Source organism: Streptomyces sp. CNB091 (assembly GCF_000377965.1).
This window is the reverse complement of sequence record NZ_KB899004.1, coordinates 37,341-55,827: the sequence shown is the minus strand read 5'-3', so window position 1 is coordinate 55,827 and position 18,487 is coordinate 37,341. Positions and strand designations below refer to the sequence as shown.

14 protein-coding genes and 3 pseudogenes are annotated in these 18,487 nt (G+C 71.8%); 6 read left to right on the top strand and 11 right to left on the bottom strand.

What is annotated here, in order from left to right:
• Window positions 1–6 precede the first annotated feature (6 nt).
• The 4 genes and pseudogenes from D581_RS0125255 to D581_RS0125240 form a co-directional block, all read right to left on the bottom strand.
• Window positions 7–534 carry an RpiB/LacA/LacB family sugar-phosphate isomerase gene (locus D581_RS0125255; RefSeq protein WP_018959971.1) on the bottom strand — a complete coding sequence of 176 codons (528 nt, stop codon included), beginning with the start codon at window positions 532–534 and terminating at the stop codon, window positions 7–9.
• Complete coding sequence (locus D581_RS1000000142260) at window positions 531–752, bottom strand: hypothetical protein (RefSeq protein WP_486585884.1); 222 nt, start codon at window positions 750–752, stop codon at window positions 531–533. The genes D581_RS0125255 and D581_RS1000000142260 overlap by 4 nt, the downstream gene beginning before the upstream one ends.
• A gap of 122 nt (window positions 753–874) precedes the next feature.
• Window positions 875–1,237, bottom strand: a pseudogene (locus D581_RS1000000142255) (transferase); the annotation flags it as partial.
• A 429-nt stretch (window positions 1,238–1,666) separates the two neighbouring features.
• On the bottom strand, window positions 1,667–2,245 hold the full coding sequence (locus D581_RS0125240; protein ID WP_026290897.1) for an ATP-binding protein: 579 nt from the start codon (window positions 2,243–2,245) through the stop codon (window positions 1,667–1,669).
• A gap of 159 nt (window positions 2,246–2,404) precedes the next feature.
• Here D581_RS0125240 and D581_RS1000000142250 point away from each other — a divergent pair.
• The 3 genes and pseudogenes from D581_RS1000000142250 to D581_RS1000000139165 form a co-directional block, all read left to right on the top strand.
• Window positions 2,405–2,725: pseudogene (locus D581_RS1000000142250) on the top strand (helix-turn-helix domain-containing protein); the annotation flags it as partial.
• A gap of 222 nt (window positions 2,726–2,947) precedes the next feature.
• On the top strand, window positions 2,948–3,934 hold the full coding sequence (locus tag D581_RS1000000140035; protein ID WP_018959967.1) for an NsdA family TPR-like regulatory protein: 987 nt from the start codon (window positions 2,948–2,950) through the stop codon (window positions 3,932–3,934).
• A 32-nt stretch (window positions 3,935–3,966) separates the two neighbouring features.
• Window positions 3,967–5,153: pseudogene (locus tag D581_RS1000000139165) on the top strand (dihydrofolate reductase family protein).
• 184 nt (window positions 5,154–5,337) lie between these two features.
• Here the strand turns inward: D581_RS1000000139165 and D581_RS0125220 are convergent.
• Window positions 5,338–5,556 carry a hypothetical protein gene (locus D581_RS0125220; protein WP_018959966.1) on the bottom strand — a complete coding sequence of 73 codons (219 nt, stop codon included), beginning with the start codon at window positions 5,554–5,556 and terminating at the stop codon, window positions 5,338–5,340.
• A 186-nt stretch (window positions 5,557–5,742) separates the two neighbouring features.
• Window positions 5,743–6,129, bottom strand: coding sequence for an ArsR/SmtB family transcription factor (locus D581_RS0125215; RefSeq protein WP_018959965.1), 387 nt, complete (start codon window positions 6,127–6,129; stop codon window positions 5,743–5,745).
• A gap of 95 nt (window positions 6,130–6,224) precedes the next feature.
• Between D581_RS0125215 and D581_RS0125210 the strand changes: the two genes are divergently transcribed.
• The 3 genes from D581_RS0125210 (at window position 6,225) to D581_RS0125195 (ending at window position 10,428) form a co-directional block, all read left to right on the top strand.
• Window positions 6,225–8,222, top strand: coding sequence for a heavy metal translocating P-type ATPase (locus D581_RS0125210; RefSeq protein WP_026290893.1), 1,998 nt, complete (start codon window positions 6,225–6,227; stop codon window positions 8,220–8,222).
• A gap of 88 nt (window positions 8,223–8,310) precedes the next feature.
• Window positions 8,311–9,828: an alpha/beta hydrolase gene (locus D581_RS0125200; RefSeq protein ID WP_078625920.1), complete on the top strand. Its 1,518-nt coding sequence runs from the start codon at window positions 8,311–8,313 to the stop codon at window positions 9,826–9,828.
• Between the two features lie 207 nt (window positions 9,829–10,035).
• Window positions 10,036–10,428 carry a hypothetical protein gene (locus D581_RS0125195; protein WP_018959961.1) on the top strand — a complete coding sequence of 131 codons (393 nt, stop codon included), beginning with the start codon at window positions 10,036–10,038 and terminating at the stop codon, window positions 10,426–10,428.
• Window positions 10,429–10,594: 166 nt separating this feature from the next.
• On the opposite strand, the gene D581_RS0125190 is transcribed toward D581_RS0125195, so the two are convergent.
• From D581_RS0125190 to D581_RS1000000142245, 5 genes are all read right to left on the bottom strand, one after another.
• Window positions 10,595–11,587 (bottom strand): DUF389 domain-containing protein, encoded by a 993-nt coding sequence (locus D581_RS0125190; protein ID WP_018959960.1) that lies wholly within the window; start codon window positions 11,585–11,587, stop codon window positions 10,595–10,597.
• A 149-nt stretch (window positions 11,588–11,736) separates the two neighbouring features.
• On the bottom strand, window positions 11,737–13,863 hold the full coding sequence (locus D581_RS0125180) for an AAA family ATPase (protein ID WP_018959959.1): 2,127 nt from the start codon (window positions 13,861–13,863) through the stop codon (window positions 11,737–11,739).
• Window positions 13,860–14,564, bottom strand: a complete 705-nt coding sequence (locus D581_RS0125175) for a Pvc16 family protein (protein WP_018959958.1) — start codon at window positions 14,562–14,564, stop codon at window positions 13,860–13,862. The genes D581_RS0125180 and D581_RS0125175 overlap by 4 nt, the downstream gene beginning before the upstream one ends.
• Window positions 14,561–17,884 carry a DUF11 domain-containing protein gene (locus tag D581_RS0125170; protein ID WP_032753005.1) on the bottom strand — a complete coding sequence of 1,108 codons (3,324 nt, stop codon included), beginning with the start codon at window positions 17,882–17,884 and terminating at the stop codon, window positions 14,561–14,563. The genes D581_RS0125175 and D581_RS0125170 overlap by 4 nt, the downstream gene beginning before the upstream one ends.
• Before the next feature lie 8 nt (window positions 17,885–17,892).
• Window positions 17,893–18,354: a hypothetical protein gene (locus tag D581_RS1000000142245; protein ID WP_018959956.1), complete on the bottom strand. Its 462-nt coding sequence runs from the start codon at window positions 18,352–18,354 to the stop codon at window positions 17,893–17,895.
• Window positions 18,355–18,487 lie beyond the last annotated feature (133 nt).

Here is an 18,487-nt window from a genome sequence, read left to right as displayed (position 1 = left end):
TGCGGGTCAGGGAACGGGCGGGGGGATGACGCGGCCGGTGAGCTCCAGGTCGTGGATCATCTGGACCTTGCGGGCGGCGGACGCGGTCGGGTCGAAGCGCCAGGTCAGCCACTCCTCGGCGAGCTGTTTGGCCAGGGCCAGGTCGATGATCCCGGCGCCGAAGGTGAGGACCTGGGCATTGTTGGAGAGCACAGAGGCCCGCACGGACAGGGAGTCGTGGGCGGTGACGGCGCGGACGCCGGACACTTTGTTCGCCGTGACGGCCATTCCGAGGCCGGTGTGGCAGATGAGCAGGGCTCTGTCGACGGTGGCCTCGGCGACGCGCCGGGCAGCCTCCTCGGCGATCTGCGGGTAGGCGCATTCGGGGCGGAGGTGTACGCCGACGTCGAGTACGGACGCGACGAGGGGCTGCTTCCGCAGGTGCTCGGCGAGCGCGTCCTTGTACTCCTGGCCGGCACGATCGGCCCCGATGGCCAAGCGCAGGGTCGGCAGAGCGTCGGGCCCGGCACCGGGAAGGCGGTGGAGCGGGGTCACGGGAGCATTTCTTCGACGCCCGCGTTGCGGCTGCGGATGCGCGTCTGCGCGGTGTGCGGAGCCGTGACGACGGAGTTCTCGGGGACGGCGCGGATGGCGAGGGTGACGCCGCTGTCGATCTGGCTGCTGCGGCCGATGAGGATGCCGGGCCGAGGCTGATGTTGTTCCCGGTTTGCACCTTGTCGCCGATGACCGCGCCGAACTGCGTGGTCCGGCATCGGTATGCACCGCCTTCGGTGCGCAGGCTGATCTCGCGCTCCGGCGCGGACATGTCGGCGCTCACCGCGAGGGCGGCCACCGTCACCCCGGCCGACAGGTGCGCTCGGTTGCCGACGATCGTGCGGTTGATGCCGATGCGATGGCCCAGGACCGCCCCCTCGCCGACGAACGCGGAGGTGACCTCGCAGTTGAAGCCGACCGAGGCTCCGGCGCACAGCACGCTGCTCTTGCGCACGGTGGAGAACTCGTACACCTTCACGTCCGGACCGATGATGACGTCGTCCCCGACGATGGCCTGCGGGTGCACGTACGCCGTCGGGTGGATGCGGTCATCGCCGAGCAGAGCGAGTGCCTCTTCGTGCAGCTCCGGCCACCGGGCGAGAAAGTCGGCCAGGTCGTAGGAGTGCAGGCGCCCGTACGGGGTGGCGGCGAGCTGTCCGTAGGCGGGCGCGGTGACGTATTCGCCGAGCAGAAGCGGCTTCATGATGATCCGGCTTTCAGAGAGTTGGTCGTGGCGGGAGGTCTTGGAGGATTCCGCGCTCGTGAGGCGGGGCGGTACTCGGCACCAGGTGGCACGTCTGGGCCCCAACTCAGGCCCTCGCCAACGGAGACGGGCTCAGGACCCTGGGGGAGGTCCGGGAACAACGGCGAGGACGCCGTCTTTGGTGGGTGATGAAAGTTCGTGGTGACCGCGGCGGGCGGCTACTCCTCGTCGTGTCGAGCGAGGGCGGTGTCACTCAGACGCTGGCCGCACGAACGCGATTTACTTTCCCGGCCGGCAGCGAGGCGTAGCGGATATCACTGCCTGCTCGTCCGGGCTCGCCATCCTCGCTCCGGCGGACAGGTCCCTCGTCCCTACAGGCGCCGGTCCCGCTCCGTCTGCCACGGCCACGGCCACGGCCACGGCCACGGCTCAAAATTCCCTGACACCGACGAGCACACGGCCGAGCAGGTTCGGATCCGGAGGTACAGCGCTCGAATCTTCGGCATCAGCCGACGGAGGCCGGCCGGCACACCGCGCCATTCTCTCGTTTTCACCGACTCCGCCCACAGGTGCGAGCCCGACCTCGGCCCAGGCCACCTTGCCGGGTACGCCCACGGCCGGATGGAAGCCCCAGTTCCTGCTCATCATCGCGACGATGAAGATCCCACGCCCGTTCTCCGGCTCGACTCCAACCTCCTTGAGGACGGGCGGCCTTGAGTCGTGGTCCCGCACCGAAATCCGGACGCCGTCCCAGAACATTTCCAGTGTCAGCTCGAAGGTCCGCAGCGTGTACCGCGAGAAGTACGCCGAGACCTCCTCCAAACCCTCCTGGGGGTGCCGCACGGCATTGGTGACCAGCTCCGAAACCAGGAGCCGCGTCGTCTCCACAACGTCTGTGGGCACGCCCCATCGGGAGAGGACGTCAACGGTGTGCAGCCTGGCCAAGCCCACAGCATTGGGCGTATCAGCCAGTTCGAGAGTGTTGGACGGAGGTGGCGCTTGGGACATGGTGTGCCTCCCGAGTTGGGAGAGGAGCGCGGGGGTGCATTCGCTGGCTCTCGCGTTTCGTGATGCGATTCAGAGCCGCCACACATGTCGTTCGGCTAGCGTGTGACCAACTCATACCAACGATCAAAACGGTTGGAGGCCCCGGTCGGGAGCCCTTGGATGGAGCCTCGGTTGCTGGCTCCACAGGCCCCATCGAGAGTTGGCCGGTGCCGTTGGCATCAGTCCGCTGGACGTGCAGAGTTCACGGGTAGGGGAGGAAGCGTGGGGCAACAGCCGAACGACCTGACTCCGAGTGCTGGCCCCTGGCACCGCTGGGGTCACGAGCTCCGTCAGTTCCGCGAAGCCCGTCGACTGTCACAGCAGGCAGTCGCTCGCAAGGCATTGATCGACCGTTCACATCTCGGGCGCTTCGAGCGCGCTGAGCGTCCCGTGCCGCGGCATGCGGCCGTCGCTCTCGACGAGGTCCTTGATGCCGCGGGCGCATTGGTTCGCGGCTGGGACGAGGCGGACCGCGAGGTTCCCCAGGGCAGCTCCGCCATCGCGTCCAGAGCTGAGACGACGCTTCATGGGGCCAATACACGAAACCATGGGGCCAGTGGCCCGGGGCCACTGGCATTGAGCAGGCTCGGGGAGGCAATCTCACTCGGAGACGACACGGACACGGTCGTCGTTCCTGCCCGAGTCAACGGAAGGATTCATTTCGTGCCCGTGCCCCGCCGTGTCGTTCTCGCCTCTGGCCTTGCTGGCCTGGCTGCGACTGCCTTCCCGGCTACGACGGCGACCCCCGACATCGAGCTCGCGGACATGGGATCACCTTTTGAGCATTTTGCGCAGCTCCGTCGGGTAATAATCCAGACCGACAACCTCATCGGCGCTCGGCATGTATTACCCGCCCTCCAGCAACATCTCGCCTCCCTTGCCGCGAGGCGCCGAGCTGCTCGCGGTGCAGACGCCGTTGAGCTCCTCTCTTTGGAGACGCGCTACGAGGAACTCGCAGGCTGGTTCGCCCAAGACATTGGTGACGAACGCACTGCCCACGGTCATACCGCGAAAGCACTAGACGCTTCCCACATCACTGGCGACACCGATCTCACCGCGTACGTTCTCGCCCGTAAAGCCCAGCTCGCCGTCGACACCGGGCATCCCGCCGACGCTCTCGGACTCGCCGCCGCTGCCCGGCGCACCGCCCGGCCCGGAAGTCGTCTGGAAGTCATCGCCATTCTGCACGAGGCCCACGCACACGCCGTGCTCGGAGAAGGGGGTGAAGCACAGAGGGCTTACGAAACCGCCCTCGCCCTACTCGGCCGTGCGGATTCCGATGGCATCTGGGGCTCCTGGCTCGATTCCGCGTACGTCAACACGGCCCAGGCCCGTTCCCATGCTGCCCTCGGCGACTACGAGCAGGCCGCAGCCGGCTTCGACAAGGCGATCGCGGTGCTGCCACCGGCATACCGCCGAGATCGGGGCGTCTACCTAGCTCGTGCCGCTCGCGCCCATGCGGGTACGGGCAACATGCCCCTGGCTGCCCGAATCGGCACCCAGGCCGTCGGAATCGCGGCCGAAACCGGATCCGTACGGATCTTTGAGCAGCTCGACCGTCTCGACCAGGCGCTGGCCCCTGTATCGGGCGAGGACAGCGTCGCCGAGTTCCGAGCTTCGCTCGACCGCATCGTCCTGCACCCCGCCTGACACTCACCTGCTCACACCCATCTGGAGATCACGTGTCTCGCCCGTACGTCCTGCTGTCCGCAGCCGTCTCGATCGACGGCTATCTCGACACCCGCCCGGGCGAGGCGCGGCTCATGTTGTCCAACAAAGAGGACTTCGACCGGGTCGACTCCGTACGCGCCGACGTCGACGCGATCCTTGTCGGCGCCGGAACTCTTCGCGCGGACAACCCCCGCCTCCTCGTCAACTCAGAAGACCGTAGGGCCGCCCGGACCGAAGCCGGCCGACCGGAGTACCCGTTGAAGGTCACCATCACCGGTACGGGTGACCTCGACCCCGACTGGAAGTTCTGGCACCACGGTGGGGACAAGCTCGTCCTGGCCGTAGGCGACGCGGCCACGGCGAAGGCCCGTGCCAACCTCGGTGCCCTGGCAACCGTGCAGAGCATCCCCACCGAGCGCACATGGCCGACAGCTCTCGATGTCCTCGGCAACGCGTATGCCGTCAAGCGACTCATGGTCGAAGGCGGCGGCACCATCCACACACAACTCCTCGAAGCGGCGCTCGCCGACGAACTTCAGCTCGTCATCGCCCCGCTTCTGGTCGGCCAGCCAGATGCGGTGCGGATGCTTGGCCCAGCGGGCTACCCTGGCGGACCCAGCTCCCGGCTCCAGCTCCTGGAAGCTCGGCAGATCGGTGACGTGGTACTCCTGAGGTACGCACCTAAGGACACTTCGACGGAGCCTCGATGAGCCATACCCACTCGGCCGGCGCACCGGGCATTGGCCGCACGCCCAACACTGCGGATCGGAACTGGCTAGCACTCGCCTGCGAGTTGGCAGCCCTCTGCCCACCCTCGACGACCGCCTTCAGTGTGGGAGCGGTCATCGTCGCGGCCGACGGAACCGAACTCTCCCGCGGCTACTCCCGCGAGGGCGATCCTCACGACCACGCCGAGGAAGGGGCCCTCGCCAAAGTTCCCGCTGATGACGTCCGGCTCACCACCGCCACGCTTTACAGCTCCTTGGAGCCTTGCTCCAAGCGGGCATCCCGCCCTCGCCCCTGCGCCCAGCTCATCAAGGACGCCGGGCTCCGACGCGTCGTAACCGCGTGGAGTGAGCCTGACATTTTCGTCACGGATGCCGAGGGCACCGAGCTCCTCGAAGACGCAGGGGCAACGGTCATTGCGCTGCCCGAGTACATGAGCGCCGCGCAGACCCCTAACCAGCACCTGCTGTGAGACTGATGGGGCAACTGTGCCGCTGAATTGAGACGTCGAGCGCCCCTCAAGGGGTCTGGTGCCCGCATCATCAAAGTCTGACCGCGTGAGACCGCACCCTGCTGAACGCCGGCCGAAGCCGGCCCCGTACGAGCGCGGTGCCCCGGGCCCCGTCCGTCCGCGGCACCGCTCGCCCGCAGGGGTGCTACTTCGCCGCGTCCAGCGCGGCCAGGGCCTGTGCCCAGCCGACGTACTTCAGGTCCGCGAGGTCGGCCACGGTCTTGATGCCGAACGCCTCCTTGAGGAGGTCGCCCTGCCGGTCCGAGACACCCTTGAGCGCGGACACCGGGGCCGCCAGCACCTCGGGCACGCTCTTGTCCGCCCATGCCTTGTCCAGCACCTTGTCCAGATCGATCGAAGCCACGCTCGTCCTCTTCTCGTTCCGCGCTCCCCACGAAGCGCGCGCGTACGCCGGAGCCGCGCGGCCTTCCGCACCACCCCGTCGCTCTCTACAGACATGTAGAGCATAGGAGGGGAGGGCGGCCCCGGCAGGCAGAGACAGGGAATCGGCCGGGATTGTCCGAAAGCCCACGCATCGCCCAGGACGGGGTCAGTCGACGACGGCCGGCTCGGAGGCCTCGGCCGGGAGGTCGCGGACGCCCAGGCGCAGGTGTTCGACGTGGTAGAGGGCCTGGTCGAGGAGTTCGGCGACGTGGTTGTCGTAGAGGGCGTAGATGATCGAACGGCCATGCCGTTCGCCGGTGACCAGGCCGAGGTTACGCAGCAGGCGTAGCTGATGGGAGCAGGCAGAGGCCTCCATCCCCACGGCGTCGGCGAGGTCGCTCACCGAGCAGGGGCCTTCCTGGAGGCGGGCGAGGATGTGCAGTCGCGAGGGCGTGGCGAGGGCCTGAAGGGTGGCGGCGACGTCGGCGGCGCCGACCGCGTCGAGGCGTTCGCGGGTGGTGGCGCTGCTCCTGGCGTCTGCTCCGTGGCCCATACCGCCATCATACGCGCGACACATGAAGACCTATTCATGTATTCCTGTATGGTGAGCGCGTTGCCCGTCGTCCACCCGTGAAGGGTTGATTTGTCATGTCTTCTGTCGTGGATCAACGGCCCGAGCCGACGATCGCAGGGACTCCGCGCGCGGTGGAGCCGAGGCGGCGTACGCGTCTCCTGGCGCTGCCGGAAGCCAGGTGGGCGCTGGCCTCCCTGGTGCTGTTCCTGCTGGCGCTCCCCGTGTACCTGCTGGGTGCTCCGGCGTGGGCCTGGGGCCCGTTGTTCGCCGCCTGTTACGTCACCGGCGGCTGGGATCCGGGGTGGGAGGGGCTCAAGGCCCTGCGGGAGAAGACGCTGGACGTGGACCTGCTGATGGTCGTCGCCGCGCTCGGCGCCGCCGCGATCGGGCAGGTCCTGGACGGGGCTCTGCTCATCGTCATCTTCGCCACCTCCGGCGCCCTGGAGGCGGTCGCGACCGCCCGCACCGCGGATTCCGTGCGCGGCCTGCTCGATCTCGCCCCCGATACGGCTACCCGGCTCCGTGCGGACGGCGCCGAGGAGACGGTGGACGCCGAACGGCTGGCGGTGGGGGACGTCATCCTGGTCCGCCCCGGTGAGCGGGTCGGCGCGGACGGGCGGGTCCTGGACGGGGCGAGCGACGTCGATCAGGCCACGATCACCGGCGAGCCGCTGCCGGTGGCCAAGCAGGCGGGGGACGAGGTGTTCGCCGGCACGGTGAACGGCACCGGTGCTCTGCGGGTGCGCGTCGAGCGGGATCCGGCGGACTCGGTGATCGCCCGGATCGTGAAGATGGTCGAGGAGGCTTCCGGGACCAAGGCGCCGACCCAGTTGTTCATCGAGAAGGTCGAGCAGCGGTACTCGATCGGCATGGTCATCGCCACCCTGGCCGTCTTCGCCATCCCGCTGGTCTTCGGCGACGATCTCCGGTCGGCGCTGCTGCGCGCGATGACGTTCATGATCGTCGCCTCGCCGTGCGCGGTGGTCCTGTCGACCATGCCGCCGCTGCTGTCCGCGATCGCCAACGCGGGCCGCCACGGCGTGCTCGCGAAGTCCGCGGTCGTGATGGAGCGGCTGGGCCAGGTCGACGCGGTGGCGCTGGACAAGACCGGCACCCTGACCGAGGGCACCCCCCGGGTCACCGACGTCCTCCCCCTGCCCTCGTCGGGCCTGGACGAGGACCGGCTGCTGGCGCTGGCGGGGGCCGCCGAGCACCCGAGCGAGCACCCCCTCGCCCGCGCCGTGGTCCGGGCCGCCCGCGACCGCGGTCTCGTCCTCGCCGAGGCGACCGGTTTCGCCTCCTCCCCCGGGGCCGGCGTCACCGCGACCGTCGACGGCCGCACCGTCCGGGTCGGGTCCCCGGCCCGCCTCGCCGCCGACGGCACCGGCACCGCCGACGGCACCGGCACCGACCTCGACGAGACGGTCCGGTCGCTGGAGGACGGAGGCCGCACCGCGGTCCTCGTACTCCGCGACGGTGCCCCGGTCGGCGTGCTGGGGATCGCGGACCGGCTGCGACCGGACGCGAGGGCGACCGTGGCCGCACTCACCGAACTGACCGGCCGCACCCCGGTGCTGCTCACCGGTGACAACGAACGCGCCGCCCGCCGACTGGCCGCCGAGGTGGGGATCAGCGACGTCCGTGCCGGGCTGCTCCCCCAGGACAAGGTCGCCGCCGTGCGGGCGTGGGAGGCCGAGGGCCTGCGGGTGCTGGTCGTCGGCGACGGGGTCAACGACGCGCCCGCGCTGGCCGCCGCGCACACCGGCATCGCGATGGGCGGGGCCGGATCCGACCTCGCCCTGGAGACCGCCGACGCCGTCGTCGTCCGCGACGAACTCGCCGCCGTCCCCGCCGTCGTGGCCCTCTCCCGGGCCGCCCGCCGGCTGGTCGTCCAGAACCTGGCCATCGCCGGCGCCTTCATCGCCGCCCTGGTCGCCTGGGACCTGATCGGCAGCCTCCCCCTGCCGCTCGGCGTCGCCGGGCATGAGGGCTCCACCGTCATCGTCGCCCTCAACGGCCTGCGCCTCCTGCGGGCGGCCGCCTGGCCCCGGCCCGCCGAGGACACCGCCTGAGCGGACCGGGGCGCGGCAAGGCTCGCTGTTACGTGCCCATCAACTGCCCATAGAGGCGTCATCACACAGGACGGGCACTGTGTCGCCCATGGAAATGAGCAACCCGATCACGCAGGTGCGCAGGAAGGCGAGCGGGCTACCGGGACGCCGCCCGAGGACGAGCGGCCGGGCCTTCTCCGTCCTGCTCGCGCTTTCCGTCTCCGCGGTGTCGGTCGCGCCCGCGGCCGTCGCGACCACCGGCGCCCGGCACCCGGGCGCCGCTGCCGCTGCCGTGGCTCCGGCGATCCGCTGGGGCGCCTGCCCGCCCAACGACCCCATGCCCGCGCCGGGTCCACGGGTGCGGTGCGGGACGATCGAGGTGCCGGTGGACTGGTCGAAGCCGAAGGGCCCGCGGACGAGTGTCTTCGTCGCCCGGTACCGGGGCGCCGATCCCGCGAAGCGGATCGGGGTCCTGATGACCAACCCGGGCGGGCCGGGGAACCCCGGGGCCGACAGCGCGATGTACGCGGACCGGGATTTCTCGCCGTACCTGCTGAAGCGCTTCGACGTGATCTCCTTCGACCCGCGCGGCATCGGCCGCAGCGAGGGGGTCCACTGCGACGAGGCCATCGCCGCGAAGATCCCGCACCGGCCGCGCGACGCCGCGGAGTTCGAACGGCTGCGCACCCTGAACGGTGAGCTGGCGAAGAGCTGTCTGCGACAGGCGGGCCCGCTCGCCGCCCATATGGACACCGAGAGCGTCGCCCGCGACATGGACGCGATCCGCGCCGCCGTCGGGGAGCGGAAGATCAGCTTCATGGGGATCTCGTACGGAACCTCCATCGGCGAGCTCTACGCCCGTCTCTTCCCCCACCGCCTCCGGGCGCTCGCGCTCGACAGCGCGATGGACCCGGCCCGGCCGAGCGCCGAGCGGTACCTCACCGACGGCAGCGTCGCCCTCGACGACATCTTCGAACGGCTCGTGGCCGTGTGCGAGAAGGACACTTCCTGTGTACTGAAGGGGCGGAAGCTGATCTCCGTCACCGAGGAGCTGTTCGCCCGGGCCGACGCGGGCACGCTCCGCGAGCCGGGCCCGAACGGGCCCACCCGGCGGAAGGTCAGCGCCGACCGGCTCGTGAGCTTCCTCTACTCCGCCCTCAGCCGTTACTCGCCGCCACAGGCCACGGAGCAACTCGCCGCGCTGCACAGCGGCAGGGGCGATGTCTACCTGGGCGACTCGGGCCCCGAACTCGCCTGGCGGCTCGTGCTCTGCCGGGACAACGACTTCCGGATCCGCGACCACACCGCGTACCGGGCCCTCCTGAAGCGCGCCGCGAAGGCCGCCCCACATGTCCGCTACAACTCCCAGGCCCTGGACATGGTGCTGGGCTGCCAGGGCTGGACGCCGCCCAAACGCCCGTCCGAGCAGGCGAAGGGGGTCCTGCCGCCGGTGCTCGTGGTCAACGCCCTGCACGACGTGGCGACTCCGCTCGCGGGCGCGCGGCGCATGGCGGACGCCTTCCCGAGGGCGTCCCTGCTCACGGTGGACACCGTGGGCCACGGAATGTACGGCCTGAGCGGACCGGGACGGGCGATCGACGCCTACCTGAGCAGCCGTCGGAACTGAACCGATCCGACGGCGAGGGGGGCCGCCCGGGGCCGCCCGGGGCGGCGCGCCCAGTACGAGGCACCGCTTGAGAGGTTCCGCCGCCGGCCGGGCCGGGCCTGTTGGCACACAGGTGCCCCGGCGGTAGTTGGGCACGATCGGTCCCGTCCGGCGGAGATGGTTCACCGCTTCCGGGGACCGTACCGAACGCGTAGGAAAGGGAAACCCATGTTACGGACCGTCCGGCGCTGCTTCGCGCTCGCAGCGATTCCAGCAGCTCTCGCGCTGACCGTCGTCTCCGCCCCCGCCGCCACCGCGGCTCCCTCCGGTATCGCCGGCGTCTCCGGTGCTGCCACTCCCGATGGCAGCCAGCGGGTGATCGGCATCGGGTACGCGTGGTCGAACCTCCAGGGAAGGTCTCACCCCCTGAAGGACGTCGGCAGTACGTGCACGACCGTCGATGACACCCGCTCGGCGGAGAACTTCGCGGACTCCGGACGTGTCATCACGCTCTACCGGGAAGGCTCGTGCACAACGCCGTGGGCGGTGATCGTCCCGGGCGACGCGTGGCCCTGGATCGCGGAGGTCGGGGCGACGGGGTACACGACCAGCCCTGAGTAGCGGCCCGTACGTCGGCGTCGGCGCAGGTCTCGACGCAGGCCTCGGTGTCGGTGTCGGTGTCGGTGTTCGATGAACGCCCGTCGGTCACGGACGCGACGGGACCGCGCCGTCGGACACCGGCCAGGCCGTACCGGCGGGGGATGCTCCGCCGGTACGGCTGTGCGGGTCACTCCCCGACCCGGCCGACCTGGAGCTGCCTGCCCTGGGTCGTCACCACCGCGACCGGCACCCCGTCGGGCACCTTCCCGCCGAGGTCCGCGAGGAGCCGGTCCAGCGGTGGCAGGTCGGCCGGTGTGCGCACGGCGATGTACAGCGTCCGGGAGCGTGTCTGTACGTCGATGACCTGCGCGCCGTCCGTACCGGAGAGCCAGGCGGTCGCGGCCTTGGAGGTGCGCGTGGTCCATACGTGGAGCAGTACGGTCACCGTGGTGCTGGCCGCGAGGACCAGGCCCACCGCGGCGAACAGCAGACCGAGCGTCGCGTAGGCACGGCGCGATGCGCGGGCCGGGCGTTCCTGGGTGTGGTCGAGCGCGGCGAAGACCACCATGCCGGCGAAGACCAGGGCGAGCAGGTTGGAGACGAAGAGCACCAGTGCGCCGAGCGCGAGCCACCAGGCGCCCTGCCCGGCGCAGACGCCGACGACGACCAGCGGCGGCACCAGCGAGATGGCGATGGCGACACCGGGCAGCACGGCGGCGACGTCCTTGCGGGAGAGTGCGAGCGCCCCGGCGAAGCCGGTCGCCAGGGCGGCCACCAGGTCCAGCAGGCCGGGCGAGGTCCGGCCGGCGATCTGACCGTCCGACAGCAGGTCGTAGTGGGACGGCACGGCCAGCGAACCCACGGCGCCGACCGCCACCACGAGGAGCACCCCGGCGAGCACGAACCGGCCCGCCGAGCCGTGTCGGCCCTGTACGGCGCCGATGGCGATGCCCATGATCGGGGTGGACAGCGGCGCGATGATCATCGCGCCGATCACGGTGGCCGTGGAATCGGTCAGGACGCCGCCGGCCGCGATCACCGCGGAGAAGAACAGCATGGTCCAGAAGGCCGACTGCTTGGCGCGGGCGTCCCCGCAGGTGAGGTCCAGGTCCTCGGCGAGTTCGGCCTGCGACCTCCGTTGACGCTCCGGAAGCACCCACGCGCGCAGCCCTGTGATCATCGGATCAGTATCGGAGCCGGGCGTCGGCGGGGGCCGTAGCCACCCGCGTGGCGTCATCCGATCGGCTCAGCGCGGCACCTCTTCGGCCGTCCTGCCGGTCACGTACACCTCTCCGACCGTCCTGCCAGTCGCGGCCGGGTCCAGGTCCACTACCGCAGGCCGCGCCCCCGTTCCTTCGCCAGCCACGGCCCGAACTCGCTCTCCAGGACCAGCCGTCCGAGCTTGCGGTACTCCTGGAGCACCGCCGTGACGAGCTGGTCCATGTCCAGCGGCTTCCCCGACTCGGCCGCGAGGTAGGCGGCGGTCACCGCGCAGGCCCGGATCGAACCGCCGGCCAGCTCGAACCGGTCCGCGCAGAAGTCCAGGTCGAGCGCGGCGTCGCGCGGGATCGCGGGGCCCAGACAGCGGTCCCACAGGGCCAGGCGCTGGCGGGCGTCGGGCATCGGGAACTCGGCGATCACGTCGAGGCGGCGGGTGAACGCCTCGTCGAGGTTGGCCCGGAGGTTGGTGGTGAGCACGGCGATGCCGTCGAAGGACTCCATGCGCTGCAAGAGGTAGGCGGACTCCACGTTGGCGTGCTTGTCGTGCGCGTCCTTGACCTGGGACCGCTTGCCGAAGATCGCGTCGGCCTCGTCGAAGAGGAGGATGCCGTTGACGTCGGACGCCTCGACGAAGATCCGCTCCAGGTTCTTCTCTGTCTCCCCGATGTACTTGTCGACCACCGTGGACAGGTCCACGACGTAGAGCTCCATGCCCAGTTCGGCGGCGATCACCTCGGCGGACATGGTCTTGCCGGTGCCGGACTCCCCGGCGAACAGGGCGATGACGCCCCTCCCCCGGCCGCCGCCCGGCCGCATCCGCCACGTTCCGAGGACCGTCTCGCGGTGGCGGGCGCGCAGGGCGAGTTCGCCGAGCTGGGTGCGGGTCGCCGGGGGCAGCACCAGGTCGTCCCAGCCGACCGCGGGGTCGATACGGCGGGCGAGCCGTTCCAGGCCCGCGCCGTTCTGGGCGCGGACCGCCGTCCGCAGGTCCTCCGGGGTCATCGGCCGCTGCCCGATGACTGCCAGCCGGGACGCGACGGTCGCCGCCCGGCGCAGTTGGCCGGAGTCGAGCCGGTAGGCGGCGGCGGACTCGATGAGAGCCTCGTCGGCGGACGCGGGCGCGGCGGGCAGGCCGACCGACCGGCCCGCTTCGGCGAGCGCGCGCGCCCACTGGCGCCCGGCACCACCGGGGCCGGGGGGCGGGACGGTGACGGGCACCGGGCTCTCCGCCGTCCACAGCGGGTCCCAGTTCTTCTTCCCGTACGCGATCAGGGGCGTGGAGCCGAGCGCCGCGCACAGGGAGCCGAGCAGCCGGGCCCCTTCGGGGCGTTCGGGGGCGAGTGTTTCGAGCGGGCCGAGGATGACCCCGGCGCGGCCGAGGCGGGCCTCGGTCGCCAGGGCCCGTACGAGCGGGGCCGGTTCGGCGGTGATGGTGAGCGCCGCGACGTCGACGACCAGCGGGCGGCGACCCGCCTCCGCCAGCGCCTCGACCGCGAGGCCGCACGGGTCGCCGCCCCGGTCGAGGAGGTGCACCAGGCCGCTGCCCGTGCCGAGGGCCGCCGCGATCCGGGAGACCTCGGGGCGCCCGTCCGGCTCCCGGGAGGGCGTGGCCTCCTGGACGACCCCGCGCAGCCGGCCGTCGGTCCCGTCGTCGCCGAGGAGATGCGCGGTGACCCGGTCCGGTACCCGCAGGATCCGGGAGAGCAGGGGGCGCTCGCCGTCCGTGATCTCCAGCAGCCCGCCCGCGACGAGCGGGGCGGACGGCGTGAACCGGAAGCGGCCGGGCCCGGCGGTGGGCAGCCCGCAGAGTTCCAGGGCCAGGCCGATGGTGGGCCGGCGGCGGGTGAGGTCGTCGTTGAGGTAGCCGTACAGCCGCTCGAACCGGGTGTCGATGTCCGGGGCCACGGCGACCAGCAGGAGTTCGACGTCCAGCGGGGCGAGGCCGAAGCGGTCCGCCAGTCGGCCGAGCCGGCTCCCGGCCGGGGCGGCGTCCGGCAGGACTCCGTCCTCGTACGCCGGTACGGGCGTGAACGCGTCGCGGGTCTCCAGGACCCGCGCCGCCCCCTCGGGGGTGAGGTACTGCCCCCGGTAGGGGTCGTCGGGGTCCGGATCGACGGCCCGGCGAGCCGCCACGGCCTCCCGGACCCGCTGCTCGACGCGGCCGAGCCGCTCCCAGAGTTCCTCGACGCCGGTCAGGGGGGCGCGGCCGTGGAGCTGTTGTGGTGCCAGGGTCATCGGGCGGCGTTCCCCCGCTTGCGTCGGCCGGGCGGCAGCCGCCGCTCGCGAGGCGCGGCGAAGCCCTGCCCGCCGGGGTCGGACGCCCCCTCGTAGCGCAGGCGCCGGCCGGGGCCGTCGTCGCCGCCGTCCAGGCGGGGTGCGGTCTTCATCACGAGTCCTTCGGTGACGGGCGGGCCGGCGGGGGTGCGTTCGCCGGCCAGCGGTGCGACGACCCGCAGATCGATCGCGGCCTTCAGCTCGCCGCCGAGCGCGGACCAGACGTCCGAGGCGGAGGGGCCGCCGGCTCCCGGCCCCGCCGCCTCCAGCTCCACGGTCAGGCCGAGTTCGGCGAGGCTTCCGGTGTGCATCCGGGCGGGCAGCACCTCGGAGCGGACGAGGGTGCGCAACACCTCGGAGAGCAGCCGGTGTTCGTCCTGCGGGCGGTTGGTCCAGGCGGTGACCAGATAGGTCAGCTCGAACCAGCGGGGCGGGGTCCGCCAGCCGGTGACCATGCCCTCCTCGTCGTGCGTCTCGGCCGTGCCGCTGCGCCGCCTGCCCGCGTCCTCGCGGATGCCGTGCAGGAAGACGCTGATGGTCGGGGCGTTGCGGCGGGCGGACCAGTCCTTGGTCGGGGCGTCGAAGACCAGGTCGACGCCGCTGTCCTCCAGCCCGGACTCGGCCAGCAGCAGCCGCAGCCCCTCGTCGACCTCGTGGATCATCGGCGGATCACCTCGTCCGGCGGGGTGATGGTGCCGAGCACCACGAGGAAGTCGGTCTTCACCGGGCTGAAGCCGGGGCCCTTCGCGGTGATCGTGCGCGGCCCGGTCCGGTCCTTGGCCACGATGAGGAGCTGGGCGATGAACGTGCCGTCGCCCAGCGGCCGGGTCGGGACCGCGGCGGCGGTGATCCCGGGCTTCCAGCCGAGGGTGACGGGCGCCCCGGGCGGGAAGTCCTTGCCCCGTACGGAGGTGACGAAGCCGGGCTTGCCGACGGCGGGCACCGAGACGATGCGGGGCTGGAGGATGCGCAGCGGGATCCGGGAGACGTTGTCGCGGAGGCTGGAGTCGGTGCCCGTGGTGGTGAGCGATGCCGTGATCGTCGTACGGAGGGCCTTGTCGGGCGACAGGACGACGCTGAGGACCGTGGACGCGCCGGGTGCGAGGTCGGGGAGCGTGCACGTGCCGCCGCCGGTGCAGCCCGCGGGGAGCGGTCCGGCGGGGATGCGTCCGGGCAGTCCCAACTTCAGCCGGAGTCCGGTGGCGAGCGCGTTCCTGCCGTTGCGCACGGTGTACGTCACCACGACCTTGCCGCCGACGTAGCCGGGGCTGGGCTGGGCCCGCACGGTGACGCCGGGCCCGGCCTCGGGCGCGGGCGGCGGCGGCGCGGGGGCCGGCGGCGGGGGCGGCGTGGTCGTCGGCGGCGGGGCGGGGGTGGGCGTCGTCGGGGTCGGGGACGGCGTCGTGGGGGTCGGGGACGGCGTCGTGGGAGTGGGAGAGGGCGTGGGCGTCGGGGTCGGGGTCGGGGTCGGCGGCGGGACGTCCTCGACCGGGACGATCGTTCCGCCGGCGTTGTCCGTGGGGTTGGCGTCGAGGACCGCCCCGGTGACGGACCAGTTGATCCGCTGGTCGCCGGTGGTCACGCCGGTCAACCGGGCCGTGATCGTCACGTCGGTCCCGGGCGGGACGATACCGAGGTCGCACTGGGGCGTACCGGCGGCACAGGCCCCGGCGTCGGTGGTCAGCTCCTCCAGCCGGACGCCGGGCGGGGCGTCGACGGTGACGAGGGTGCCGGGCGAGGGTGAGGGACCCTGGTTGGAGACGGTGATCGCCACTTCGGTGGACGAGCCGACCTCCACCGGGTCTCCGGTGGGCGGCGCGGTCAGCGACAGGTCGACCGACTGCTGGAAGGCGGGCTCCTTCTGCCGTCCGTCGTGCGTGTTGTCGAGGGGGGCCACGTCGCCGGAGGCGATGTCGAGTACGGCGAGTTGCTCCATGGAGTTCAGCGGGAGATCCCGGCGCGAGGTGAACAGAAGCTTGCTGCCGTCGGGGGACCAGGCCACGTCACGGGGCTGGTGGGGGCCGGTCACGGAGGTGTCGGGGATCGGCAGGTCGCAGCCGTCGGGATTGTCCTTCTGGACGGAGGGCAGCACGACCCGGCAGCCGCCGCCGCGCAGCGGCTTGATGAGGACCCCGGCCTGCTGGTTGTTCCGGCCGCCGCCGTCCTTGCGGTTGAAGGCCACCTTCTTGCCGTCCGGGGAGAACGCGGGGCTGTCGTCGATGACCTCGCAGTCGCCGGGGCAGATGGTGTCGCTCAGATCCCGCTGGCGGTCGAGGTCCGCCACCGGCACGACCCAGATGTGCTTGTTGCCGCCGTTGCCGTTGATGACCTGGCTGCGGGTGAAGGCGAGGTTCACGCCGTCGGAGGACCAGGTCGGCTGGGCGTCGTCGTCCGTCTGCCGGCCCTCGGGCGGCCGGATCCGGTCGAGGATCGCGCCGGTGGCGGCGTCGGCGATGAGGATGCGGCTCCGGCCCGGCGCGCCCTCGACACCGCCGGGCGAGGTGCGGGTGAACGCGAGCTTGGTGCCGTCGGGCGAGAAGGTGGGGTCGGTGTCCCAGTCCGTGGGGGCGCGCCCGTCGAGCTCCAGCACCTTCGCGTTCCTGCCGTCGGCGTCGGCCATCCAGATCCGTTCGATCCGCCCGGCCTCGCCGTCCTCGAAACGGGTGACGGCGATGCGCCGGCCGTCGGGCGTGTAGGTCTGCCGCTCGGTCCACGGGTCGTAGCCGGTGCCCGGTTTGAAGAGAGGGTCCTTCGCGGGGGTGTGGTCCGTGCTGGTGCGGGCCTCCGGGTCCTCCTTCAGGATGGTGAGGCCCAGGTCGCGGGGGTCGGAGCCGTCCTGGCGGACGTCCTGGAGCGTCACGACCTGCGCGGCGGGCAGCGGCTCGTCCTTGTCCGGCTTGCCCGGCTCGTCAGGCTTCTTGACGGTCTCCGGTTCCGGGGTGATCCGGGGCACGACGACGGTCCCGGCCGGGGCGAACCAGGTGGGCGGACCCAACTCGCGGTTCTCGTTGACCAGTTGGTCCGGCGGCACGTCGCCCTGGAACGCGGTCACCCGGTAGGCGTGGTCGAACTTGTCGCAGCCGCAGGTGTGGTACGGGCTGAGGAAGACGACGTCCTTGCCGTCGGGCAGCCAGGAGGCCGAGCGGGTGCCCCACTCGGCCTGCGCCCCGGCCAACAGCTGCCGGTCGGTCCCGATGCCTCGGGTGGCCCACAGTTTCCTGCCGTCGTCGACGGTCGGGTCGGGGTTCGTGGTGAGGGTGTACGCGACGAGGCCCCGGCGGGCGTCGTCCTCCACCGGGTTCCAGGACGGCTCGGTGGCGTCACCGGCCGGCGCGTCGCTGATCCGGGTGCGCGGGCCGCCGGCGACGTCCCGCTCGAATATGTGCCACCTGCCCAGGGCGTCGCAGGCGTACGCGATCTGCTTGCCGTCCGGGGACCAGGTCGGGGACTCCTCGTTCTCCGGGGTGTTACTGAGTCGGCGCAGGCCCTTGCCGTCGACGCCGACCGACCACAGGTCGCGCTGGACCGTGCCGCCCGGTCCGCGCTCCGCCGAGTCGAAGACGACGGTCCGGCCGTCCGGGGAGAGCTCGGGGTGGGCCGCGTCCCGGTCGGTGGTGAGCCTGCGCACCGATCCGTCCGCGCCGCGCAGGTACACCTGGGGCCGGGCGCTGTCACGCAGGCTGGTGAAGACCAGGACGTCTCCCCGGGCGGAGGGGTCCTGGTCATAGTGGGTGGGGCCGTCGCCGAACAGCGGGTCGGTGGTGTCCTTGTCGTTGGCCAACCCAAGGCTGCGGTGTTCGGTGCCGGCGAAGGCGACGCGCCCCGCCTGGAGCGGTTCCGCGTCCGCCACGGCGGCGACGGCCTCGGCGGCCGCGTGCGGGGCGGCGGCCGAGCCGACCAGCAGCAGCGGTGCCAACAGCACCACCGCACCGGTCAGTCGGCCCAGCCGGGAATGCTTTGCCGGGCCAGCGGTGCCGGTCACGGCCCACCTCACAGTCTGTCGATGACTCTCCACCGGCCAGCTTCGCCCCCGCGCGGGGGCGAAGGACAGGCCGCGAGTACCCGGGACGGGGGAAGCGATCGCTGCCCTTTGCGGCGGTGGGGGCACCGCGCCCGGTGCACCGGGCCGGTGAGGGGCCGGATCCGGCCGGCGGAGTGGCGGATCCGGCCGGTGGGGGCCGCAGTCGGCCGGTGGGGCCCGAGTCGGCCCAGGGGTGGACGGGGTCGGCCGATCCGGTAGGCGGTGCGCAGACGTACCTCCGCTGCATGGCGCGGGGCGTTGAGCGCCCTGCACCATTTACCGACCTGCTTGGCGTCCTCGATGCCGGCGACGTGCGCGGTCACGCGCTGGCTGAAGTTGTCCTGCAGGAAGCGCGCGATGTCCGCGATGGTCTGCTCCGTCGTGTCCCGGTGCGCGCGGGCCTCGGCGGCGGTCTCTCGCACGGCCTGCATGGTCTCCTCGTTTCCTCTCGCCCGCCGTGTGCCGGGAGCAGCCGAGCTGGTGCCGGGAGCGGCCGAGCCGGCGCCGGGCCCGGGTTTCCCGTCTCCGCGAGCAGAGTCGTCCCTCCCGGCGCCCGGCCCTCCC